At 71.0% G+C, this 15,831-nt stretch carries 16 protein-coding genes; 5 read left to right on the forward strand and 11 right to left on the reverse strand.

The window, feature by feature from the left end; all coding sequences use genetic code 11:
* Nucleotides 1–3 precede the first annotated feature (3 nt).
* The 3 genes from FHP29_RS12955 to helR are packed head-to-tail and all read right to left on the reverse strand — an operon-like array spanning nt 4 to nt 4,239.
* Nucleotides 4–822 (reverse strand): SDR family oxidoreductase, encoded by an 819-nt coding sequence (locus FHP29_RS12955; RefSeq protein WP_240044481.1) that lies wholly within the window; start codon nt 820–822, stop codon nt 4–6.
* Complete coding sequence (locus tag FHP29_RS12960) at nt 819–2,015, reverse strand: hypothetical protein (RefSeq protein WP_205014062.1); 1,197 nt, start codon at nt 2,013–2,015, stop codon at nt 819–821. Before FHP29_RS12960 ends, FHP29_RS12955 begins: the two co-directional genes overlap by 4 nt.
* Nucleotides 2,016–2,073: 58 nt before the next feature.
* Nucleotides 2,074–4,239, reverse strand: a complete 2,166-nt coding sequence (helR, locus tag FHP29_RS12965) for an RNA polymerase recycling motor ATPase HelR (RefSeq protein ID WP_192904012.1) — start codon at nt 4,237–4,239, stop codon at nt 2,074–2,076.
* Nucleotides 4,240–4,386: 147 nt separating this feature from the next.
* Here helR and FHP29_RS12970 point away from each other — a divergent pair, with 147 nt between their 5' ends.
* The 3 genes from FHP29_RS12970 to FHP29_RS12980 all read left to right on the forward strand — a co-directional run bounded on the left by FHP29_RS12970 (nt 4,387) and on the right by FHP29_RS12980 (nt 7,159).
* Nucleotides 4,387–4,848, forward strand: coding sequence for a VOC family protein (locus FHP29_RS12970; RefSeq protein WP_139623254.1), 462 nt, complete (start codon nt 4,387–4,389; stop codon nt 4,846–4,848).
* Between the two features lie 10 nt (nt 4,849–4,858).
* The gene (locus FHP29_RS12975) at nt 4,859–5,335 is read left to right on the forward strand and encodes a hypothetical protein (RefSeq protein WP_139623255.1); all 477 of its coding nucleotides are present in this window, start codon (nt 4,859–4,861) and stop codon (nt 5,333–5,335) included.
* Between the two features lie 105 nt (nt 5,336–5,440).
* On the forward strand, nt 5,441–7,159 hold the full coding sequence (locus tag FHP29_RS12980) for a S8 family peptidase (protein WP_139623256.1): 1,719 nt from the start codon (nt 5,441–5,443) through the stop codon (nt 7,157–7,159).
* A 45-nt stretch (nt 7,160–7,204) separates the two neighbouring features.
* Here the strand turns inward: FHP29_RS12980 and FHP29_RS12985 are convergent, their stop codons facing one another.
* From FHP29_RS12985 to FHP29_RS13010, 6 genes are all read right to left on the reverse strand, one after another.
* Complete coding sequence (locus FHP29_RS12985; protein ID WP_139623257.1) at nt 7,205–7,963, reverse strand: hypothetical protein; 759 nt, start codon at nt 7,961–7,963, stop codon at nt 7,205–7,207.
* Entirely contained in the window at nt 7,960–8,505 is a 546-nt protein-coding gene (locus tag FHP29_RS12990; RefSeq protein ID WP_139623258.1) for an RNA polymerase sigma factor, read from the reverse strand. The genes FHP29_RS12985 and FHP29_RS12990 overlap by 4 nt, the downstream gene beginning before the upstream one ends.
* Nucleotides 8,502–9,311 (reverse strand): hypothetical protein, encoded by an 810-nt coding sequence (locus FHP29_RS12995; protein WP_139623259.1) that lies wholly within the window; start codon nt 9,309–9,311, stop codon nt 8,502–8,504. Before FHP29_RS12995 ends, FHP29_RS12990 begins: the two co-directional genes overlap by 4 nt.
* Before the next feature lie 20 nt (nt 9,312–9,331).
* Nucleotides 9,332–9,922, reverse strand: a complete 591-nt coding sequence (locus tag FHP29_RS13000; protein WP_139623260.1) for a dihydrofolate reductase family protein — start codon at nt 9,920–9,922, stop codon at nt 9,332–9,334.
* Between the two features lie 99 nt (nt 9,923–10,021).
* Nucleotides 10,022–10,462, reverse strand: a complete 441-nt coding sequence (locus FHP29_RS13005; protein WP_139623261.1) for a hypothetical protein — start codon at nt 10,460–10,462, stop codon at nt 10,022–10,024.
* Nucleotides 10,462–11,529, reverse strand: coding sequence for a hypothetical protein (locus FHP29_RS13010; RefSeq protein WP_139623262.1), 1,068 nt, complete (start codon nt 11,527–11,529; stop codon nt 10,462–10,464). The genes FHP29_RS13005 and FHP29_RS13010 overlap by 1 nt, the downstream gene beginning before the upstream one ends.
* Nucleotides 11,530–11,817: 288 nt before the next feature.
* Here FHP29_RS13010 and FHP29_RS13015 point away from each other — a divergent pair, with 288 nt between their 5' ends.
* A complete protein-coding gene (locus FHP29_RS13015; protein ID WP_139623263.1) occupies nt 11,818–12,435 on the forward strand; it encodes an Ig-like domain-containing protein in 618 nt (205 codons plus the stop codon).
* Nucleotides 12,436–12,530: 95 nt separating this feature from the next.
* Here the strand turns inward: FHP29_RS13015 and FHP29_RS13020 are convergent, their stop codons facing one another.
* Both FHP29_RS13020 and FHP29_RS13025 read right to left on the reverse strand, forming a co-directional pair.
* On the reverse strand, nt 12,531–13,394 hold the full coding sequence (locus FHP29_RS13020) for an alpha/beta hydrolase (RefSeq protein ID WP_205014064.1): 864 nt from the start codon (nt 13,392–13,394) through the stop codon (nt 12,531–12,533).
* A 134-nt stretch (nt 13,395–13,528) separates the two neighbouring features.
* Nucleotides 13,529–14,668 (reverse strand): glycosyltransferase, encoded by a 1,140-nt coding sequence (locus FHP29_RS13025; RefSeq protein ID WP_139623264.1) that lies wholly within the window; start codon nt 14,666–14,668, stop codon nt 13,529–13,531.
* A 58-nt stretch (nt 14,669–14,726) separates the two neighbouring features.
* On the opposite strand from FHP29_RS13025, the gene FHP29_RS13030 reads away from it, so the two are divergent.
* A complete protein-coding gene (locus FHP29_RS13030) occupies nt 14,727–15,320 on the forward strand; it encodes a TetR/AcrR family transcriptional regulator (RefSeq protein ID WP_139623265.1) in 594 nt (197 codons plus the stop codon).
* Nucleotides 15,321–15,831: the final 511 nt, after the last annotated feature.

Here is a 15,831-nt window from a genome sequence, read left to right on the forward strand (position 1 = left end):
GTCTCAGTGGTGGGTGGCGCCGGACGTGACGTCCAGGCACTGCCCGGTGATCGCCCGGGCGAGGTCGGAGGCGAGGAAGACCGCGGCGTCGGCGATCTCCTCGGGGCGGGGGAGCCGGCGCAGGTCGGTGTCGGCGGCGATCTCGTCGTGGATGACGTCGGGCGTGACGCCGCGCTCCCGGGCGGCCTTGGCGAAGCTGGCCTCTACCGCGTCGCCCATGATGTAGCCGGGCGCGATGGAGTTGACCCGCACCCCCTGCGGGCCGAGCTCGATGGACAGCCCGCGGGCGAGGGCGAGCAGACTGGCCTTCGTCATCCGATAGGCGCCGAACCGGGGGAGCCGGTTGCGCACGATCATCGAGTTCACCACGACGACCGAGCCCTTGCTCTCGACGAGTGCCGGCGCGGCGCGGCGCACCATCTCCAGCGCCATCAGCGGGGACGCGAGCTCCTCGCGGACCCGGTCGAGCCCGCTGTCGAGCAGGTTCTCGCGGCTGGGTGGGAGGTAGGCGTTGTGCAGCACCGCGTCGAGCCGGCCGAGCTCGGCGACGCCGGTGTCGACGAGGTGGCGGACCGCGGTCGGGTCGGTCAGGTCCGTCGGTACGACGACGGCGCGGCGCCCGGCCGCGCGGACCTCCGCGGCGACCGCCTCGAGCCGCTCGGCGTTGCGCGAGGCCAGCACGACGTCCGCGCCGGCCACGGCGCTGCGGACGGCGAGGGCCTGGCCGAGGCCGGGACCGACGCCGGCGACGAGGACGACCTTGCCGGCGAGCACGCCGGTGACCGGGTCGGTGACCGGGTCGGTGCTGTTCTGCGTCGTCACGACATCATCCGGTCGCCGACCGCCGCCTGGCGCGCGGCGATCCGCCGGGCCCACTGCGCGGGGGTGACCCGCTGCTGGTCGTGGAAGGGCAGCCGCTGCGCGAGCTCGGCGTACGGGACCACCTCGGTGGTCGGTCCGTCCTCGGCGGTGAGCGGGCGGTCGACGCGCTGCCAGCGGATCTGGAGGTAGCCCTCGGTCAGGCCGGTGGTCTCCAGCCAGTTGGCCAGGCCGGGGTCCTGCCTGCTCACCACGAACCGGATCCGGCCGTCCGGATCGACGTGGGCCTGGTCCGCGGTGAGGCTGGTCTGGTGGTTGACGTAGTCGAGCGAGACGTACCACTTCGTGCCGAGCTGCATCCCCTGGTAGGGCATGCCGGAAGCGGGCACGGTGACGATCAACGCCTGGTCGTCGGCCAGGTCGAAGTGGCCGGCCGAGCTGTACTGGCTGGCCAGCCCGCCCGGAGTGAGCTTCGGGTCGTACATCGTGTTGACCGGCTGGTCGAGGTAGAACCGCTCGACGAACTCGAGGAAGGTCCGCGCGTAGCCGAGCAGGGTGCGGCCGGCCCTGGCGTAGCGCGTCTCGACGGTGTCGAGCGTGAGCGGACTGCCCGGGGCGCCGATCCGGTCGGCGCGCTGGACCCGCAGGGTGCCGCCGCGCTCGGTCGTCCAGTCGCTGAAGGTCTGGCGCACGAGGAGGCGCTGGGCGTCGGGGGAGAGGGTGAAGTAGCCGGGCCCGGCGTCCTCACGGGGCCCGAACCGGATCTCGAAGCTGCCGTCGTCGGCGATCGGGAAGTCGCGGTCGTCGAAGGCCAGGTGACTCGCCGGAGCGGTGTTGCCGGCGTGGGAGCCGGCGAGCACCTGGAAGACCAGGTCGGCGCTGCTGCCGCGGGTGCCGGTGACGACGTACTCGGCGTCGCCGGAGATCTGCGCCGCGAAGTAGAGCGTGTCGGGGTTGTCGAGGCCCATCTTCGTCCACTGGGCCGACGGGCGGGCGAAGTGCGGGTCCGCCGGGTCGCTGGCCCACGCGCTCGCCAGCGCCACCCGCACCAGACCGGCGAGGTAGTCGAGCCCCTCGGCGACGTCGCGTTCGGTGCGGACATGGGGCGCAGCCAGCAGCACCTGCTCCGCCTCGCGGATGGCCTCGGTCAGCAGCCCGGGGCCTGCACTGGTCGTGATCGCGACGTCGTTCGGCACCCTCCGGAAACTAGGGAGCGGCGCTCGGCCCCCGCGGGGGTGGTCCCGCTCATCGGGATCAGGCGACGACGACCAGTCGCTGGGTGGCGCGGGTCATCGCGACGTATCGGTCGACCGCCCCCTCGATCCCGATGCCGAGCCGCTCCGGCTCGACGAGCACCACCAGGTCGAACTCCAGGCCCTTCGCGTGCTCCGGTGCGAGCGAGCGGACGCGCGGAGACGCGGGGAAGGACGGGTCGCCGATGACGCACGCGACGCCCTCGTCGTGCTCCGCGAGCCACTCCTCGACGATGGCGACGAGCTCGCTCCGGTCGGCGTACCGGACCGGTTCGCCGGTGCTGCGGACCGAGGTCGGCACGTTGGCGTCCGGCAGGACCGCGCGGATCACCGGTGCCGCGGCCGCCATCACCTCGACCGGGGTGCGGTAGTTGATCGTCAGCGTCGCGAGCCCGACGTCGCGCAGCCCGACGCGCTCGAGCCGCTCGGACCACGACTCGGTGAACCCGTGCCGCGCCTGCGCGCGATCCCCGACGACCGTGAGGCTGCGCGAAGGACAGCGGCGCAGCAGCATCTGCCACTCGGCGTCGGTGAGCTCCTGGGCCTCGTCGACGACGACATGGGCGAACGGCCCGGCGAAGCGACCCGGATCGCCGGGGAGGGCCTCCGGCCGCCCGCCGTCGGCGGCCAGGGCGCCGCGCAGGTCGGCCCCGCGCAGCATCGACATGATCATCATGTCGGAGTCGTCGGTCGCGATCAGGTGGTCGACGACGCGGTCCATCTCCTCGCGCTCCGCGGCGGCGCTCGCCTCCCGGCGGCGCCGCGCGCGGGCCGCCTCGGGGTCACCCAGCCTGGCCCGGGCCACGTCGAGGAGCGGGAGGTCGGCGGTGGTCCACACCTGCGGTCCGGTACGCCGAAGGGCGCGGACCTCGTCGGGCGAGAGCCAGCGGGCGCAGTGCCGGAGATAGGCCGGCACCTCCCACAGGTCACCGACCAGGTCGGTCGCCTCGATCATCGGCCAGGCCCGGGTCACCGCGTCGACGAGCTCGTCGTTGCGACGCAGCGAACGGCGGATCTGCTCCGGGGAGGCGTCCACGTCGTCGTGCTTGTCCACGAGGATGTCCAGCAGCGCATCCCAGACCTGGTCGCGGGCCTCGTTGTGGGGCGTGCCGGGGTCCGGCGCACCGAACGCCTCCGCCCAGTCGCCGGGACCCAGCCAGACCTCCGCCCAGTCCGTCTCGACGACCATGCCCTCCGTCGGCGGCTCCTCGTAGAGACGCACCGCGGGCTCGACGGCCGTCACCATCGCGGCGTCGGACTTGAGCCGGGCGACCTCCGGATCGGTCTCCTCGACCGCCGTGGAGCCCTCGACGACGAGATCGCGCATGGTGCACGTCAGCACGCCCTCCTCACCGAGGCTCGGCAGGACGTCGGCAACGTAGGCGAGATAGGGCTGGTGCGGCCCCACGAAGAGGACCCCGCCCCGCCCGTCGCCCAGCCGGGGATCGGCGTACAGCAGGTAGGCCGCGCGGTGGAGGGCCACGACGGTCTTGCCGGTGCCGGGACCTCCGTCGACGACGAGGGTGCCGCGGGAGCCGGCCCGGATGATCGCGTCCTGGTCGGCCTGGATCGTGGCGAGCACGTCGCGCATCTGCTCCGAGCGGCTGCTGCCCAGGCTCGCGACGAAGGCGGACTGGTCGTCGAGCGCAGCGCCACCGGCGGCCAGCGCGTCGGCGCTGAACACCTCGTCCCAGTAGTCGGTGACGCGTCCACCGGTCCAGCGGTAACGCCGTCGGCTGACCAGCCCCATCGGCTGAGCGTGCGTGGCGCCGAAGAAGGGCTCGGCGGCGGGGGAGCGCCAGTCCACCAGGAGCCGCCGGCCGTCGACGTCCGTCAGCCCGAACCGGCCGACGTACACCGTCTCGCCGTCAGCCGTCACCATGCGCCCCAGGCACAGGTCGAGGCGATAGCGGCGCAACGCCCGCAGCCGCGAGCCGAGGCGGTGCACCTCGAGATCGCGGTCCATCGCCTCCTGCCCGGTTCCACCCGGCTGACGGCGTACGTCGGCCAGGCGGTCCTCGAGCTCGGCGACGGTACGCTCGAGACTGGTCTCGATCGCCCCGAAGTGCGCCTCGTCGGCAGCGATGAGACCGGGGTCGGCCTTGGCCGGGTGATCGTGGAGGTCGAACGCGCGAGTCGTCGCGTGGGTCAAATCGTCAGCTCCCATGGGGGTTCTCGTGGCCGGTCGGCCCTGCGGAGACCGGGATTCTGCCTCCTCCCAGGGGCCTTGCGGCAAGCCCCCCTGTCCGCTATACGTTGAGAGTGGCGGGGCGTGGAAGAGAGACTGTCGGAGCCTCCCGGTAGAACCGGAGCCATGAGCCGACACCTCCAGATCACGTTCGACTGCCACGACCCGCGCGCCCTCTCGTCGTTCTGGCGCGACGTCCTCGGCTACGTGCACCCCGGACCGCCCGGCGTCGCCCTGGCGCCCGGCGACGACCCGCTCGCCGCCTGGGACGCGTTCCTCGAGCGGATCGGCGTCCCGGAGCCGGCGCGCAACGCGCGCTCGGCCATCGAGGACCCCGACGGCGACGGTCCCCGGCTGTTCTTCCAGCAGGTGCCCGAGGACAAGGTCGCCAAGAACCGCGTCCACCTCGACGTCCGCGCGGCCCCCGGATCGGCGGGGGAGGAGCGGATGGCCGCGCTCGAGGCGGAGTGCGAGCGCCTCGTCGCGCTCGGCGCGACTCGGGTGGAGCGGCACGAGCCCGCGCCCCCGATGTCCGCCGGCCACATCGTGATGGCCGACCCGGAGGGCAACGAGTTCTGCCTCGACTAGGGTCGCTGCGATGATCCGTGAGCGCAGGGAGCAGGATCTCGGCCGCCTGGCCGACATGTTGCTCGAGCTCCCCGACGGGCCGGGGGTCCTGGCCGGCCGATCGCCGCGGACATGGCTCACCGAGATCGAGGCGGACCTCTCCTGGGTGTTCGACCAGGCACCGGTCAGCGTGGCTCCGACGAGGAACGTGGTCGGGCACGTCCAGGTCTACCGACCACCGGCGGACGTTGCGTGGGTCGACCGAGCAGCCGAGGCCGCCGGGGTGGCCCCCGAGCGCCTCCTCGTGATCGGGCGCCTCTTCGTTCGGCGGATGAAGCACGACCAGGGCATCGCGCGCTATCTGCTCAAGGAGGCCGTCGGGCAGATCGCGGCCCAGGGACAGGTCGCGGTCCTCGATCCGGACGGCCTCGCGCTCGTGCCGCCCGCCCTCGTGACCCGTCTCCGCTTCGCGGGCGATCCGCCGGTCCTCGGCCCTCTCAGCGGCTGAGCACCGGCGCGCCGGGCACGCTGCTCGCGCTCGCAAGGCTGACCCTGTTCAGCCTCCGGAAGCGGGCGTAGTGTGCGAAGGATCCTGCACCGATAGGAGAAGCCCATGCGCCGGCATCACATCGGAGTTCTCGCCGTCCTCGCCGCGGGATTGACCCTCGCGGCACCCGGCACCGGAGCCCAGGCCGAGCCCCAGGCGGCCGTCGCGGCGGCCAACGGGACGGGCGAGTTCGTCGTCTTCTACGCGGACGGCACCAGCGCCGGACAGGCACGGCAGGCCATCGCCGCCGCCGGCGGCGTCGTCCGGGACGAGGTCGCGCAGCTCGGGGTCGCGAAGGTCACCACCGACGACAGCGGGTTCTCCGCCGCCGTGCTCAGGTCCGGAGCGGTGCGCTCCGTCGTCCGCAACCACTCCGTCGGGATCGGGACGCAGGGGATGCAGCATCGCTTCGCCGACGAGCGAGCACTCGACGACCGCGCGACCTACGCCGCGACCGCGGGCAAGGCCGGGCCGGTCGGGCCGAAGGACAAGAAGGCGGGGCCGGAGAGCTTCTCCTGGCTGCAGTGGGACATGAGGATGATCGGCGCCACGGCCGACGGCGCCCACGCGCACACGACGGGCGAGGGTGTCCTGGTCGGCGTCATGGACACCGGGATCGACGCCAGCCACCCCGACCTCGCCCCCAACTTCGACGCGGAGCTGAGCCGCAACTTCACGACCGACATCCCGGAGATCGACGGGCCCTGCGAGGTCGCCACCTGTCAGGACCCGGCCGACGTCGACGACGGCGGGCACGGCACCCATGTGGCGGGCACGATCGCCGCGGCGTACGACGGTCGCGGCATCGCCGGCGTCGCGCCGGACGCGACCCTGGTCAACGTCCGCGCCGGGCAGGACTCGGGATACTTCTTCTTCTTCGAGACCCTCGCCGCACTGACCTACGCCGGCGACGCCGGCCTCGACGTCGTCAACATGAGCTTCTACACCGACCCGTGGCTCTACAACTGCGCGTCGGCGGCCGACTACGTCGCCGGGACGCCGACCCCGGAGGAGATCGCACAGCAGGCCGCGATCCGCAGCGGCATCCTCGACGCGGTGGCCTACGCGCGTAGCCGCGGCGTGACACTGGTGGCGGCCGCGGGCAACCAGCACACCGACCTCGCCGCGCCGACCCGCTTCGACGACACCAGCCCGGACTACCCGGCCGGCAGCGAGAAGGTGCGGACGGTCACGAGCAACTGCCTCGACCTGCCGTCCGAGGCGCCTGGGGTGATCCATGTGTCCGCGATCGGACCGTCGACCGTGAAGGCGGACTACTCCACCTGGGGCCTGGGCTCCATCGACGTCGCCGCCCCCGGCGGCTGGTTCCGCGACCACTTCGGCACCAACGACCACCGTGAGCCGGAGAACATGGTGCTGTCGACCTACCCGGCGAAGGTGGCCGCCGAGGAGGGCGCGGTCAACCCGGGCGGCGGACTGAGCGATCCTCACTTCTACCTCCGGGAGTGCGACCACGGCACCTGCGCCTACTACCAGTACCTCCAGGGGACCTCGATGGCATCCCCGCACGCAGCGGGCGTGGCGGCGCTGATCATCGCCGCCCACGGCACCCCGGACGGAGCGGGCGGCTTCAGCATGTCGCCGGACGCGGTCCACCAGGTCATGACCGGCACGGCGACCCCCACGGCCTGCCCGGACCCGGCGTTGCTGGACTACACGCAGGAGGGACGGCCGGCCAGTTGGAACGCCACGTGCGTCGGAACACCTGCGTTCAACAGCAACTACGGCCACGGGATCATCGACGCGGAGGCTGCCACGGAGTAGCGCCGAAGGCGTGGTCGACCTGGGGCCGGTGCTGGTGCGCCCGGGTCACCCGACCGGAGCGACGCTGACCTTCGTGCCGAGGACCTGGCCCTGCGCGTCGAGGAAGGTCAAGGTCACCTGCGGCACGCCGACCGCCTCGGGCAGCGCGGCGCCGTACCCGTGGGAGTCGTCCCGCACCGGCAACGTGCGGTCGACGCCGGGCGCCTGGACCCGCACCTGCGTGGCGGCCGGCCACGGCGAGACGCCGTAGACCAGGGGCTCGCTGTCGGTGAAGTAGCCGCCGAGCTGGTCCGGCGACGTGAGCTCCTGGGGCGGCACGTCGTCGCCGACCCAGATGATCCCGCCGCAGCCGTACTCGAGCTCCTTCTTCGTGGGCGTTCCCGTGCCGTCCCAGACGCCGTCGCTCATCGCGTAGCAGACCTTGCCCGTCGAGGACGTCGCCACCCAGATCGCGAAGACGCCGTGGTCGGTGTCGAACTGGGCGACGAGCGCGGGCTCGTGGAGCTCGCCGAGCCCGTTGCCGGTGGTGTTGGGCTGGCGGGCGAAGTCCTCGATCGCGCTGGTCACGACATCGATCGGACCGCCGAGCGCGAAGGCGGTGGTGCTGCCGACGGCCGAGAGCGCCAGCCCCAGCCCGATCGCGGTCCGACGGCGACCGCGTCGGCGGCGTACCGCCGCTGCCCGCGCGGCAGCCCGGTCGTCGCGGAGGATCCGGGCCAGAGTCGCCTCGGACCAGTCGGGGTCGAGGGCCGGGGGAGTGGGGGCGAGGTCCGTGACGCGGGCGGCGAGGGAGTCCGTGGTCATCGCAGTCCACCTTCGGTGAGGGGTCGGCTGGGGGTGGCGGCACGCAGGTCCGTGGGTGGGTCGAGGTCGGCGAGAGCGGCGCGGGCGCGGTGGGCGCGGACCCGGAAGGTGCCCGGGCGCAGTCCGAGGACGTCGGCCGCGGCGTCGGGGGACAGGCCGTCCCAGGCGACGAGGAGCAGCGCCTCGCGGTGGTCGTCGGGGAGGGCGGCCAGCGCTTCCAGCGCGGCCATCCGGTCGGTCGCGAGCATGCCCGCGTCGGCCTCGGGGCGAGCCGCCCGGTCCAGCAGCTCGAGCCGGTCGCGGAGGGCCGTGCGGCGGCGGGCCGAGCGCCGGCTGTTGCCGACGACCTTGCGCGCCGTCGCGATCAGCCAGCCGATCGGCGGGTCCGGGACGTCGTCCCAGCGGCGCCAGGCCTGCATGAACGTCTCGGCGACGACGTCCTGGACGTCGTCGGGCGCCACGTGGCGGCGTACGTAGGCCGCGACGCGGGGTCCGTCGCGGCGCCACGCCTCGCTGAAGTCGGCGTCCTCGGGAGTGCTCATGTCCTTGTAGTGTCCGGCCGGCCCCCGGTGTTACGGCTGGACCTGAGGACGGCCTCCACCGCCGGCGCACGCACCCGCACCATCGAGACGAGCGGTACGTCGTCGCGGAGCCACGCGTCGCCCGTCAGCTCGTCCGCGTCACCGACGTAGGTGTCGTCGAGGTCGCTCGATCGGGCCGAGAGGTCGTCCTCGACCGGACACAACAGCACACCGTCGGCATCGACCGACCAGCCGCGCTGCACGAGGTCGTCACGGAGCTCGGCGGTGACCACCAGCTCGACCCCGTCGACGGCGGAGACGGACTCGTTGGCGAGCAGGGCGCCGGCGAGCCCGACGACGTACGCAGGGCGGGGGAGTCCCAGCGCCGTCACCGCCTCCCGCAGACGTGGCCAGGTCCAGGTCAGGGATTCCGGCGTCGGCTCGGAGTCGGAGGCGGACCGGGCGAGGAAGCTCTCGATGGCCTGCCGCTCGATCCGCAGCACCGAGACGACGCGCAGCCCGTCCTGGTGCCAGGCGTCGGCGATCAGGGTCGCGATCGGTGCGGTGTAGGTGTCGCTGACGTCGCCGCCGCGGACCACCAGACCGGGTTCGCCGGGGCAGGTCAGTCCGTCCTTGTCGGCGCTGTACGGCCAGTCCTCCCTGGTGAGCTCCTCGCGGAGCTGGTCGGTGGCGAGCAGCACCACCTCGTCGGCGGACTCGACGGACTCGTTGGCGAGCATGGCACCGGCGAGTCCGACCACGTACTGGTCCTCGGGCAGCTCCAGGGCCACGACGGTCGAGCGCAGGCGGGGCCACGTCCAGAGCACGGAGCAGTTCTATCCCAGGATCAGCGTCGGGTCTCGTACCTGGTGAGCACGACGCCCTCGGGGAAGGTCAGCGTCTCCACGAGCTCCAGGTTCACCCAGTCGTCCAAGGCCGTGAAGAACGGGGTGCCGCCGCCCACCAGCACCGGCGCGGTGGCCAGCACAAACTCGTCGATCAGCCCGGCCCGCATTGCTGCCGCAGCCAGGGTGGCGCCGCCGATGTCCATCGGAGGGCCGTCCTCGGCCTTGAGTCGACTGATCTCGGCGACCGCGTCGCCGGTGACCAGGCGGGCGTTCACGTCCTCCGCGCCCAGCGTGCCGAGCGGGCCGGAAGTGCTGAGCGTCGAGGAGAACACCGCCTTGGGCATGGCCATCCAGCGCTGGCGGAACTCGAGCTCCGCCGGCGTGACGCCGGGCTGCTGGTCCGCCGTCGGCCAGTGCGAGCTCATCGTCTCCCACAGCTTGCGTCCGTAAAGCGCCAGCCCGGTGGAGCCGACCCGGTCGGACCACCACTGGAACAGATCGTCGCTCGGCACGCTCCAGCCGATGTCGTCGCCGGGTGCGGCGATGTAGCCGTCCAGGCTGACGTTCATCCCGAACGTGAGCTTGCGCATGGCACCAGCCTCCCGTGCGTCGGTGGTCTACGGCAGGGCCCGGCGGGCCGTCGTACCTGACGATTCTGCTCTGCTTCCGCCGTTCACAGAACCGATCCGTCAGGTGCGGTGCGCCGGCTCTTCGTCGTACTCGTCGCCGTCGGGGTCAGCGCGGAACTCCTCCCACGCGGCGCGGCCCTGGGCTCGTAGGCTCGCGCCCCCGTCGGCGAGCCTGGCCGTCTCTGCCAGCAGGTCGCGCATGGCCTGCCGTGCGTTGCGCAGGTAGGCCGGGTGTCGCATCACCTCACCGCGGGTCAGTTCGCCGGCCCGGAGCTGGGCCAGTAGAGCGTGGTACTCGGGGTCGGTCGTGCGACGGGCGAGCGCCTCCAGCGGGTCGCGACCCTGCCCCGGGCCAGCCTCGGACTGGGGGATCCGCATCTTGGTGGCCCGCCGCGCTTGCTCCTGGGCACGTGCAACCAGGGCCTTGACCTCCGGCGGCAGGTCGGGTGGCGTGAGCCGTGGCAGGGTGAACGGCTGCTCGGGGTCGCGTGGCCAGACCATCACGGACCGTCCACGTCGGAGGGCTCGAGAGCAGGGGTGTCGTCGGGAAGCGCGATCTCTCCGTGTCCGGCGATCTGGGAGAACGCCATGGTGAGCAGGCCGCAGACCAGGATGGCGGCGTCGAGCAGCAGGAGGATCGCGTCGACGATCAGGAAGATCTTCTTGAGGACCATCCGCCCTGCGCCTCGCGTCAGCCATTCGAGGACATCAGTCCATGAGTTCGGGAACCCCGAGACGCCGGTAACGAACTCGATGAGCGTCTGGAACAGCGAGGCGAGCGAGTCGAGGACCATCCGGAGTCCCATCGCGTATCCGTACACGCGGGAGTGCACGCCGTTCACGTTGGTGGCGTGTTCGGCAAGGATCTCGTCGTACTCGCTGAACCAGGTGAAGGCCGCATCCGCGGCGTTTCCGCTCCAGGTCGAGTCCACGTGGATCATCGACGCGGCCATCTCCCGCCGGACGAGGGACCAGAACTCGGAGACCTGCTTGAGGGCTGCCATGCACCTGCCCATGGAGTCATAGTCACCCTGCAGCCATTCCGTCACGGTCTGCGAGAGGTTCGGAACCCCGACGAGCCCCAGCAGGTCGAAGAGCCAGTCCCAGCCCAGGACGGATTTCACCGCGTCTCGCATCGCCTGGAACTGCTCCCATACAGCGAACTCGCTCGCCGGATCCGCCAGCAGCGCGGAGAACTCAGACAAGTCGACCCCCGGCGTGACACCCCCTGCGTACATGTCGTTGACGCCGGACTGCTCATGGTCGTCGGGAAGCAACGCGTCGAACGCGGCAGCCTGGGCGAGGTCGACCTGCCTGTAGTCGGCCGCCATCTCCTCCAGCGCGCCGCCGGCAGCGACGAAGGTCGGCTGCGCCCTGGCCGGGTAGTCGGCAACCAGGGTGGTGCGGACCTTGTCGACCTCACCCTTGAACTGAGCGAAGAGCTTCGAGTCGCCGTTGAGGTGCAGATGGGTCTCGAGGAATGTCGTCATCAGCGGCACCGCGTTGGACAAGTCCTTGACCTGGCCTCCGGCGGCTGCGAGGTCTCCCGGCACTACTTCGAACGACATCGCGGGTGTGATCACCTTTCAGTTCTGGTCGGCGGCAGCCTCGACGGGCCCGGAGGGCGTCCTGCCCGACGCACCGCTGGCTAAACGCTCACGGCTTCTGCGCCGCGGCAGCACGGTCGAGAGCCGTCGTCGTCCACCGAGTCGTCACCCGCCGAATCAACTCGCTCGCGGCGACGATTTCACCCGCGACTTCACCCGTACATCCGGCCGCCCAGATGCTCGACCAGCCATAGGCTCAATGCCCAGCCTCAACCCCTCGACAACCGCTCCCTCCCGAAGGACTTCGATATGCGCAGATCTCTGTTCCGGGCCGCGACCACGCTCTCAGCGGTCACCGCCCTCACTCTCGTCGGCACCACCGCCGCCACGGCCAAGCCCTCGGGCGCAGGCCCCGGCAACGCGCCTAACTCCAAGTCCTGCGAGCAGAACTGGACGACTCTCGCCACCAGCGACAACGTGCAGTTCTCCAGCAAGGAGGCGTGTACGTCGTACGCTGCGCGCGGCGGCGTCCTGCAGCCGTATGTCGCCCCTACCGCGAACACCGCACCGGTCGCGAACGACGATCATTTCGCGTTGGCCGCGATGTACTTGTCCAGTGGAGATGACGCCGTCGGGTTCTATAGGACGGGCTCGTTCGAGGGCAACCTGCTGGCGAACGACACGGATGCCGACGCGGACACGTTGCGCGTGCAGAGTTACACCCAGCCATCGCTCGGAAGCGTGACGATCGACCCCAGCGGAAATGCGATCTACGCATTCCCGCTCATCTACACACTCAAATGGGCAGACGACGACTTCCATGGGGACTACTGCACGTTCACCGACTCCTTCACCTACACGATCACCGACCCGTCCGGCGCGACCGATACCGCCACCGTCCCGGTCAGCATCTTCTGCGCCAAGTAGAGATTGGCCGTTGCTCGAGCGACAGCGGTCGGGAGTGACCCGGGCCGCTGCCGCCACGGCCTCAGCGACAGCTGTCGCAGGGCTGGCCCCGACCATCACCGACCTGCGATGGCCGCGGCCACGGCGGCAGCGGCGTCGGGCGCGAACAGGATCGTGTAGTGATTGGTGTCCGGCACCCGGGTCAGGCGTAGGAGGGGTTGCGCAGCCACCGCGGCATCGATCACCTCGTCCGGCATCAGTGCTCCGGGTTGGTCGAACATCCCCCGTTCGGCGACGAGGAGGTCGGTGGGTACGTCGAGCTCGGTGATCGCCCGGCCGACCTCGTCACCGCGGGTGAGCAGTTCTCGGCCGGACACGCGCACGGACTTCTCGACGGCACGAGCCGACACACCACCGCTGATGGGAAGCGCGTCGTACCGGGCATAGGCCTCGACCCCGGGCGTCCAGTAGGGACCCATCGCCGGGTGGGCGCGGAAGAAGTCGACGTACGCCTCCTCGTCCGGCCAGGTCTGGCGCAGCCGCTCCAGGGCGGGGCCGAGCGTCAGGGCGAGAAGCTCGTCGGGGTCGACTCCCGCGGGCACCGGCAGCGGGAGCCCGCCGTCGACGAGGACGAGACGGTCGACGAGGCCGGGGGAGAGGTGGTTGGTGCTGGCCGCGAGGTAGGCGCCGAGCGAGTGCCCGACCAGCACCCGTGCTCCTGTCGCCACGAGTGCAGCGCCGATGTCGCGGGCATGCTGCTCGGCGTCGTACGGCTCGGGCAGGTCGCGGGAGCGTCCCCGTCCGCGCAGGTCGATGGCGACCAGACTCCAGTCGTCAGGCAATGCCTCGGCGACGGCCTGCCAGGACATCGCGTTGGCGGTGATCCCGTGCACGGCCACCGCGATGTTGTCGCCCGATCCCCACCGCAGCCCGTGCAGCGTCCCGCCATCGACCTCGACCTGCCACGTCTCCATCTCCATGCGGGGACAGTAGCGGGCGCCCGGCCGCGGACCAGGTCACTGTCCCGTGATCGCCGACAGCCCTCTGAACCGCGTCGTGGAGGTCGTCACGCTGGTGCGCGTCCCGCCGATCGCCCGCTGTCCGGTGCACGTGATCAAAGCGCTTCGATCGCGGTGGCGGCTTTCGCCGCGCCGCCGTAGCCGCCGATGGCGACGGCCAGCTGTTTCGCTGCGGCCGTGAAACGATCGTCTTCGAGGATGTCGGCCGCGGCCTGGGCGATGGTGTCGCTGCTGGAGTCCGGCATCAGCATCCGAGCCGCGCCAAGGGTCTGCGCCTGCCCTGCGTTGAAGAACTGGTCGCGGCCCATCGGCGTGCACAGCAGGGGCACACCGCGACCGAGCGCGGCCATCACGGTGCCGAAGCCGGCGTGCGTGATCACCAGCGACGTGGACGGGAGGATCTCGGCGTGTGGCGCGTACCGCACCACCTGCGTGTCGGGGCTCGCGTTGACGGAGGCGGGATCGACCGATCCGGTCGTGACGATGGCGCGGACCGGCAGCTGCGCGACCGCGTCGACGCATCGCTGGAGCAGATCGGCCTGGCCTTGCTCGCTGGTGCTGAGACTGACGAGGACCAGCGGTGTCGACCCGTCGCGGATGTCGACCTCGTCGATCTCGCGGGACAGCGGGGGAGCGTCGAGCACGGGGCCGATGCGCAGCACGTTGGGGGCGTCCGGCGCATCGGGCTCGAACTCCTTCGGCACCGCGACGATCACCTTCGCGCAGGCGTCATGGATGTCACCGATCCTCTCGATCGCCGGCAGACCGAGGTCCGCCCTGTGCGCGTTGGCGATCGCGATGCCAGGCGCGAACGCCTCGACGAGGGGCCCGCCCCGGAAGATCGTGTACGGCGTGTGGAAGAGGGCCGCGGTCGGAGTGCCCGATGCCAGCGCGACGTCGATGGCCGTGAACAACATGGCGTCGACCAGCACCGCGTCGGCCGGCTCCCGATCCAACTCTCGCGCGAGGTCGCGGGCGATGGTCGAGCTGAAGCAGAGTCCCTCGATCATGAGTTTCACCTCGGCTTCGAAGTCATCCGGATCCTCCATCGCGTCCCACCCTGCGCGCTGGGTCAACGGGACGAAGCGGGCGCCCACATCGCCGCACCTCTCGGCGATCGTGTCGTGTCCGAGCATCCGGACGTCATGGCCACGCTCGACCAGCGTGCGGGTGATCCCCAGCGTCGGCACGAGGTTGCCCGCGCCGTCCCAGGTCGCGATCAGATAGCGACTCATGGCTCTCCGCCCTCAGCCCTTGACTTGACTGCCTGTAAAGTAGGCTACGGTTGACAGCATGTCAAGCGTTGGGCGGCCCGAGACTCGGACCCAGATCCTCGAAGCGGCGCGCGCGATGTTCGAGGAGCTGGGCTACCACGGCGCCGGGCTCGGGGCGATCGCGACGCGGGCAGGAGTCTCCCGCCAGGCGATCTATCTCCACTTCGCCTCCAAGGCGGAGTTGCTCACTGCGCTCCACCTGCACATCTTCACCACCGACGTCCTCCCGGTCCTGGATCGGCATCCGATCACTGCCGCCAAGACGGCGCTGGATGCGCTCGACGCAACGATCGCCGCGGACGTCGAGGTCTCCTCGAGGGTGTGGCGGATCCACGAGGCCCTTACGACGGCACGACGGCAGCACCCGGAGGTCGAGGAGACCTTGCGTCCGGGCGAGGAGGACCGCTACGGCGTACTGCTCGCCGTAGCGCAACGGCTCAAGCAAGAAGGCGCGCTGCCGCCGAAGATGCGTGCCAGCGCGTTCGCGGACATGCTGTGGGGCCTCACAGGCCTCGGCACCTACAGGAGCCTCGTCATCGAACGAGGTTGGTCCCTCGACCAGTACCGGCGCTGGGTGCGCACCACGATCCGGCTCCACCTCAACGCCGACTGACCGCCGACGCCCCCAAAAAGCGTTGCTACCAACAACGATGCACTGAGGTCTCCCGTGGCGTGTCCTCAGCGCATCGCTGATCGAAAGGTTGGCTCCGGCCGTTGCAGCCGGAAAGTCGATCGCGGTGATCACTGCTGACGAGCGTTGGAGTTATGACAACTCACTTCGTCCCGCGCTGCGCTGGGCCCAGAAGCCCGGGCGGCCGTCGAGCTCTTCGACGCAGGCCTCAGCAGTCTCGTGCAGCGCATGCAGACTGCCTCAGCCGCCGCGAGCTCATCAGCACGGGATTCGCGGCCGACGTCGAAGTCGCCGCCGATCTCGACGTCTCGGCAGTTGTGCCGGTGCTCCGCGATGGTGGGTTTGGTAGCGCCGATAAGTGACATTATGTCATCTTGCAGTCTGCGTAACGGTGAGGATCAGGGCCGCCGTTGGCCGTCGCTGCTCGGTTCCAGACCTCGTCAAACGCGTCCATGCGTCGATCATCGCAGGCCCGGGCCCTGCAGCGAGGCCG

The sequence above is a fragment of the Nocardioides albidus genome, from assembly GCF_006335005.1.
GTDB classification, from domain to species: Bacteria; Actinomycetota; Actinomycetes; order Propionibacteriales; family Nocardioidaceae; genus Nocardioides; species Nocardioides albidus.

What these genes read in the sequence shown, in the direction of transcription:
- helR (WP_192904012.1), bottom strand. Translation starts at nt 4,239, where the DNA reads ATGGGAGCTGACGATTTGACCCACGCGACGACTCGCGCGTTCGACCTC.
- FHP29_RS12970 (WP_139623254.1), top strand. Translation starts at nt 4,387, where the DNA reads ATGAGCCGACACCTCCAGATCACGTTCGACTGCCACGACCCGCGCGCC.
- FHP29_RS12975 (WP_139623255.1), top strand. Translation starts at nt 4,859, where the DNA reads ATGATCCGTGAGCGCAGGGAGCAGGATCTCGGCCGCCTGGCCGACATG.
- FHP29_RS12980 (WP_139623256.1), top strand. Translation starts at nt 5,441, where the DNA reads ATGCGCCGGCATCACATCGGAGTTCTCGCCGTCCTCGCCGCGGGATTG.
- FHP29_RS12985 (WP_139623257.1), bottom strand. Translation starts at nt 7,963, where the DNA reads ATGACCACGGACTCCCTCGCCGCCCGCGTCACGGACCTCGCCCCCACT.
- FHP29_RS12990 (WP_139623258.1), bottom strand. Translation starts at nt 8,505, where the DNA reads ATGAGCACTCCCGAGGACGCCGACTTCAGCGAGGCGTGGCGCCGCGAC.
- FHP29_RS13000 (WP_139623260.1), bottom strand. Translation starts at nt 9,922, where the DNA reads ATGCGCAAGCTCACGTTCGGGATGAACGTCAGCCTGGACGGCTACATC.
- FHP29_RS13005 (WP_139623261.1), bottom strand. Translation starts at nt 10,462, where the DNA reads ATGGTCTGGCCACGCGACCCCGAGCAGCCGTTCACCCTGCCACGGCTC.
- FHP29_RS13010 (WP_139623262.1), bottom strand. Translation starts at nt 11,529, where the DNA reads ATGTCGTTCGAAGTAGTGCCGGGAGACCTCGCAGCCGCCGGAGGCCAG.
- FHP29_RS13015 (WP_139623263.1), top strand. Translation starts at nt 11,818, where the DNA reads ATGCGCAGATCTCTGTTCCGGGCCGCGACCACGCTCTCAGCGGTCACC.
- FHP29_RS13020 (WP_205014064.1), bottom strand. Translation starts at nt 13,394, where the DNA reads ATGGAGATGGAGACGTGGCAGGTCGAGGTCGATGGCGGGACGCTGCAC.
- FHP29_RS13025 (WP_139623264.1), bottom strand. Translation starts at nt 14,668, where the DNA reads ATGAGTCGCTATCTGATCGCGACCTGGGACGGCGCGGGCAACCTCGTG.
- FHP29_RS13030 (WP_139623265.1), top strand. Translation starts at nt 14,727, where the DNA reads ATGTCAAGCGTTGGGCGGCCCGAGACTCGGACCCAGATCCTCGAAGCG.